The sequence below is a fragment of the Streptomyces sp. NPDC002265 genome, assembly GCF_040296125.1.
In the GTDB taxonomy this organism is placed as follows: domain Bacteria; phylum Actinomycetota; class Actinomycetes; order Streptomycetales; family Streptomycetaceae; genus Streptomyces.
This window is the reverse complement of record NZ_JBEOWS010000496.1, coordinates 1-5,302: the sequence shown is the minus strand read 5'-3', so window position 1 is coordinate 5,302 and position 5,302 is coordinate 1. Positions and strand designations below refer to the sequence as shown.

Annotated in this window: 3 protein-coding genes; all 3 read left to right on the top strand. The window is 69.2% G+C overall.

Annotated elements, in window-relative coordinates:
* The first annotated feature begins 306 nt into the window (after window positions 1-306).
* Window positions 307-1,413 (top strand): LCP family protein, encoded by a 1,107-nt coding sequence (locus ABT085_RS43395; RefSeq protein ID WP_351621851.1) that lies wholly within the window; start codon window positions 307-309, stop codon window positions 1,411-1,413.
* 242 nt (window positions 1,414-1,655) lie between these two features.
* A complete protein-coding gene (locus tag ABT085_RS43390) occupies window positions 1,656-3,428 on the top strand; it encodes an LCP family protein (protein ID WP_351621845.1) in 1,773 nt (590 codons plus the stop codon).
* 124 nt (window positions 3,429-3,552) lie between these two features.
* Window positions 3,553-5,136 (top strand): LCP family protein, encoded by a 1,584-nt coding sequence (locus ABT085_RS43385; protein ID WP_351621848.1) that lies wholly within the window; start codon window positions 3,553-3,555, stop codon window positions 5,134-5,136.
* Window positions 5,137-5,302 lie beyond the last annotated feature (166 nt).

Genomic DNA, 5,302 nt, shown 5'->3' with positions numbered 1-5,302 from the left:
GTTCCTCGCGCCCCTGACCGGGCGGACGCCATCGTCTCCCTGAGGGGCTGACAGGACCCTCTCCCCAGGCGTGCGGGTGTCCCTGACCCCGGTCCGGGGTGTCGCTCGTTCGGGCTACTTCCGACCGCAGGGCTGCGGTGGTCGCGCCATGGTCGTAGGAGCAGCACGCTGGTACGCGATGAGGGGGTGGACCCGGACGTGACCGACGACGCGGCGGAAGTCGTCCGGAGCCGGCGCGCCGACGGGGCCCGGTCCTCCGGGCGCTGTCTCGGGCCGGGAGCGGGGGCCACCGCGTCGGGCAGCGGGCTGATACGGCGGCGGCACCGGCGGTGGCTGCAAGGGGCGGCGATCGGGGCGGCCGTGCTCGTCCTCGGGGCCGTCGGGGCCGGGTGCACGGTGTACGCGAAGCTGAACGGCAACATCAGAGCCGACGACGCGGCCGCGGCGGAACTCGCCCTGTACGACCGGGAGCGGCCCACGGCGCTCGTGCACGACGCGCAGAACATCCTGCTGATCGGGTCGGACTCGCGTTCGGGGGCCGGGAACGGGAAGTACGGGCGGGACTCGGGGACCGAGCGGTCGGACACGACGATCCTGCTGCACCTGGCCGCGGGGCGGCACAGCGCGACCGCCGTCTCCCTGCCGCGGGACCTGATGGTGGACGTGCCCTCCTGCCTGCGACCGGACGGCAGCCACACCGAGCCGACGTTCTCGATGTTCAACTACGCCTTCCAGATGGGCGGTTCGGCCTGCACCGTGCGCACGGTGGAGAAGCTCACCGACATCCGGGTCGACCACTACGCCGTCGTCGACTTCGCCGGGTTCAAGGACATGGTGGACGCCGTCGACGGCGTCCAGGTGTGCCTGAAGAGCCCCATCGCCGACCGGGCGGCCAAGCTGCGGCTGCCGGCCGGCCGCGTCACGCTCGACGGCGAGCAGGCCCTCGGTTACGTCCGCGCCCGCAAGTCGCTCGGCGACGGCAGCGACACCAGCCGGATGGACCGCCAGCAGCGCTTCCTCGGAGCGCTGGTCAGCAAGGTGCAGAGCAGCGACGTACTGCTCGATCCCGGCAAGCTCTACCCGGTGCTGGACGCGGCGACGTCGTCGCTCACCACCGACCCGGACCTGGCGAGCCTGCGCGGTCTCTACGAGCTCGTGCGCGGGCTGCGCGACGTCCCCGCCAGGCGCATGCAGTTCCTGACCGTGCCGCGGAGGTCGTACGTGTACGACGCCAACCGCGATCAACTCGTGGAGCCCGAGGCCGAGCGCCTGTTCGAGAAGCTGCGCCAGGACGCGCCGGTGAGAGTCTCCCGGAACCCTTCGAAAAATTCTGGCGATTCCGCCCTGAATGACCCCACGTCCGCCACGCCCGTCTTCCGGGGCAACACGGCCGCCGAAGACAGCTGCAAGTAAAGCGCGTGCCAAGGCGACGTACATTTACGAACGCCAGTTCAAGGAAATGGGCGTATTGCCCGCTTGTAGGAACGTGGAATTTGTCACCGCCGTCGCCGGACGCTGAACTGGGCGGATAGTGTGAGCGATCCGGTGCCCCGGCCCATGAGGTCCTTCCTCGGGTCGCGCACTGTGTGACCGTGACCCGAGCGCCTTTGAGGGGGGAAGGCGCCGCGTGGCCCCGACGGAGGATTCGGACAACCGTGGACGCGCAAGGCCGTGGGCGGGCGGACAACATCGACCCCGCAGACCAGTGGGTACTCAATCCGAACACCGGCGAATACGAACTGCGACTGACTCCTTCCACTCCGCAATCAGCGGTGCCCAGGCCTCGTCGCTCCGCGTCACGCGGAGCGGGTGCCTCGGATGTGGGCAAGAGCACAGCGCGCAGTCGTACCGCCGCGCCGCCCGGGCGAGGGACGGAGGTGCCGGATCCCGAGATCCCGGCACCGCGCCGGCGCCGTGGCGTGCCCGAGGAGCCGCCGCCCGGACGGAGGGGACGGCGGCCGGAGAAGAAGAAGTCACGCGCCAAGAAGGTCCTGCTGTGGACCGGCGGCACGATGGCTTTCGTGCTGGTCGCCGCCGCCGGAGCGGGATACCTCTACATCCAGCACCTCAACGACAACATCCAGTCGTCCCCGGACGACGGCGCGAGCACCGGTGGCTTCAACAAGGACAAGGCGATCAACGTCCTGGTCATCGGCACCGACAAGCGCACCGGCGCGGGCAACAAGGGCTACGGCGACTCCGGCAGCGTCGGCCACGCCGACACCACGATCCTGCTGCACGTCTCCAAGGACCGGACGAACGCGACCGCGCTCAGCATCCCGCGCGACCTGATCACGAACATCCCGGACTGCCCGACCACGCAGCCGGACGGCACCACCAAGGTCATCCCGGGTACGGACGGCGTCCGCTTCAACACCAGCCTCGGGCAGGACGGCCGGACGCCGAGCTGCACCATGCGCACGGTCACCGAGCTGACCGGGATCACCCCGGACAACTTCATGGTCGCCGACTTCAACGCGGTCAAGACGCTGACCACGGCGGTCGGCGGGGTCGACGTGTGTCTCGCCAAGGACATCAAGGACCCCGACTCGCACCTGAACCTGAAGAAGGGGACGCGGCACATCGAGGGCGAGACCGCGCTCGCCTTCGTGCGCACCCGGCACGCCGTCGGCTTCGGCGGCGACCTGAGCCGGATCACGCTCCAGCAGCAGTTCCTCAGTGCGCTGATGCGCAAGCTGAACTCCAACTCCACCCTCACCAACCCGGCGAAGATGGTGAAGGTGGCCGAGGCGGCCACCAAGGCGCTGACCGTGGACTCCCAGCTCGACAGCATCAGCAAGCTGAAGGACCTCGGTCTGGAGATGGGCAAGCTCAACCCCAAGAACCTGACGTTCACCACGGTGCCGGTGCTCGACAACCCGGCCGAGAAGGTGAAGGCCACGGTCGTCCTCAACGAGACCACGGCGCCCACGATCTTCCAGATGATCAAGGAAGACGTGTCCTTCACCGAGGTCGCGGCGCAGAAGAAGGCGGCCAAGAGCAAGGAGGCCGCCGCGGCCGCCAAGCGGCTCGAGGGCACCCAGTCCGCGGCCTCCGAGGTGCGGGTGCGGATCCTGAACGGCGGGGCCGTGGCCGGCAGCGCACAGGAAACACTTAACTGGCTGCAGAATGATGAGGGCGTGACGAAGTCGGAGAACGCGGGCAACGCCCCGGCGACTCTGAGCAAGACAACGCTGGAGTACGCGCCCGACCAGGCCGACCAGGCACGCAAGCTCGCCAAGCTCATGGGTCTCTCCGGATCCGCGCTGAAGCCTGGCAAGAGCGTGACCAACTCTCAAGGTCTGCCCGCGATGACGCTGACTCTCGGCAAGGACTTCAAGGGTGCGGGCGTATCCCTGACCGCGGCGACAAAGGTGCCGGACACGGTCAGTACGTCCACGGCGGACAAGGTTGAGTGCGCCAAGTGACCTAACGGGTCCGTCACGCGTCTCTTAGGACGCGGGTGACGGACCCGTTGTCGGGCGCAGGGTGGGGAGGCTGGAGTTGGCGCAGAGCATTGTGCGGGGGGAGGCTTCTGCGGTGGACGACACGATGTCGCTCACACCGCAGGGCCACGACACGCCGTCGGACCAGGAACTGTCGGACCAGGCACTGCACGGGGACGGTGGGCACGGCACCAGGAAGGCGGGCCGCAGCCGCCGTGTGCTGCGCTGGTCGGCGACGGTGATGGCCGTGGTCATACTTGGCACGGCCGGCGCCGGGTACCTCTACTACCGCCACCTCAACGACAACATCCACAAGGATGCGTTGAACATCGGCGACGCGAAGGACAGAGCCGCCGGCACGAAGGCGAACGCCGCGGGACAGACCGCGCTGAACATCCTGCTGATCGGTTCGGACGCGCGCGACACCGAGGAGAACCAGAAGCTCGGCGGCGCCAAGGAGACCTTCGGCGGCGTTCCGCTCGCCGACGTCCAGATGCTGCTGCACGTCTCCGCCGACCGCTCCAACATGTCGGTCGTGAGCATGCCGCGCGACACGCTGCTCGACATACCCAAGTGCACGGACCCGAACACCGGCAAGGTCTACGAGGCCAGCACCACGACCGTGATGACGAACCAGTCGCTGGGCCGCGGGGGTCCGGGGTGCACGGTGGCGACGTGGGAGAAGCTGACCGACATCCACATCGACCACTTCATGATGATCGACTTCTCGGGTGTGGTCTCCATGGCGGACGCGATAGGCGGCGTCCCGGTCTGTGTGAGCGACAACGTCTACTCGCACACCTCCGACGGCCACGGCTCGGGCCTGAAGCTGAAGAAGGGCACGACGTCGGTCAAGGGCAAGCAGGCCCTCCAGTGGCTGCGCACCCGGTACGGCTTCGAGGACGGCAGTGACCTCGCGCGCGCCAAGGCGCAGCACATGTACATGAACTCGATGGTCCGCGAGCTGCGGGCCAGCGCGAAGCTGACCAACCCGACCAAGTTGCAGAGCCTCGCCGAGGCGGCCACGAAGGCGATCACCGTCGACAACGGCCTGGGCACCATCACGAAGATGTACGACCTGGCCGACGAGCTCAAGAAGGTCCCGACGGACCGCATCACGATGACGACGATGCCGAACGAATACGTCGGCGCGCGCGTGAAGCCCACGGCGGACGCCGCGAAGCTGTTCCGCATGGTGCGCGAGGACATCGCCCTCGACGGCAAGGACAAGAAGAAGACGCCCGCCGCCACGGCGACGGCGACCGCGGACCCGGCCGCCGCGGACGACCGGATCGCGGTCCAGGTCCGCAACGGCACGGCCACCGACCTCCTGGCCCCGGTCCCCGGGCGTGCGAAGGCGGTGACCGAGCTGCTGACCGGCAAGGGCTTCACCGAGGCCAAGGCGGACACCTCCGCGGCCACGGCCGAGGCCACCACGCTGATCCGCTACCCGAGCGCCGACCTCAAGGGCGACGCCGAGCGGGTCGCGAAGGCCCTGGGCATCCCCGCGAGCGCGGTGGAGAAGTCCACCGCCGTCTCCGGGGTGACGCTCGTGGTGGGAGCGGACTGGCGGTCGGGTGCGACGTACAAGGCGCCGGCGGACGAGGACAAGACGCCCGACACGGCACAGGCGATCAACGCGTCGGACACCTCGCAGTGCATGCAGGTCAACCCGGCCTACACCTGGTAGGACGGCAGCCCCCGGACACACGTCGGGGCCGGGCCGGGGGGGGGGGGGCGGGGGGGTACATCACCGGGGGCCACAAGGCCGGGGGGGGGGGGGGGGGGGGGGGCCGGGGGGGGGGGTCAGCCGAGCGGGCTCATGGCGCCCGACCAGATGTCGTACGGGACGCTGT

Bases quoted from the DNA above. Each gene is read 5' to 3' on its own strand.
- ABT085_RS43385 (WP_351621848.1), top strand. From the start codon at position 3,553: ATGTCGCTCACACCGCAGGGCCACGACACGCCGTCGGACCAGGAACTG.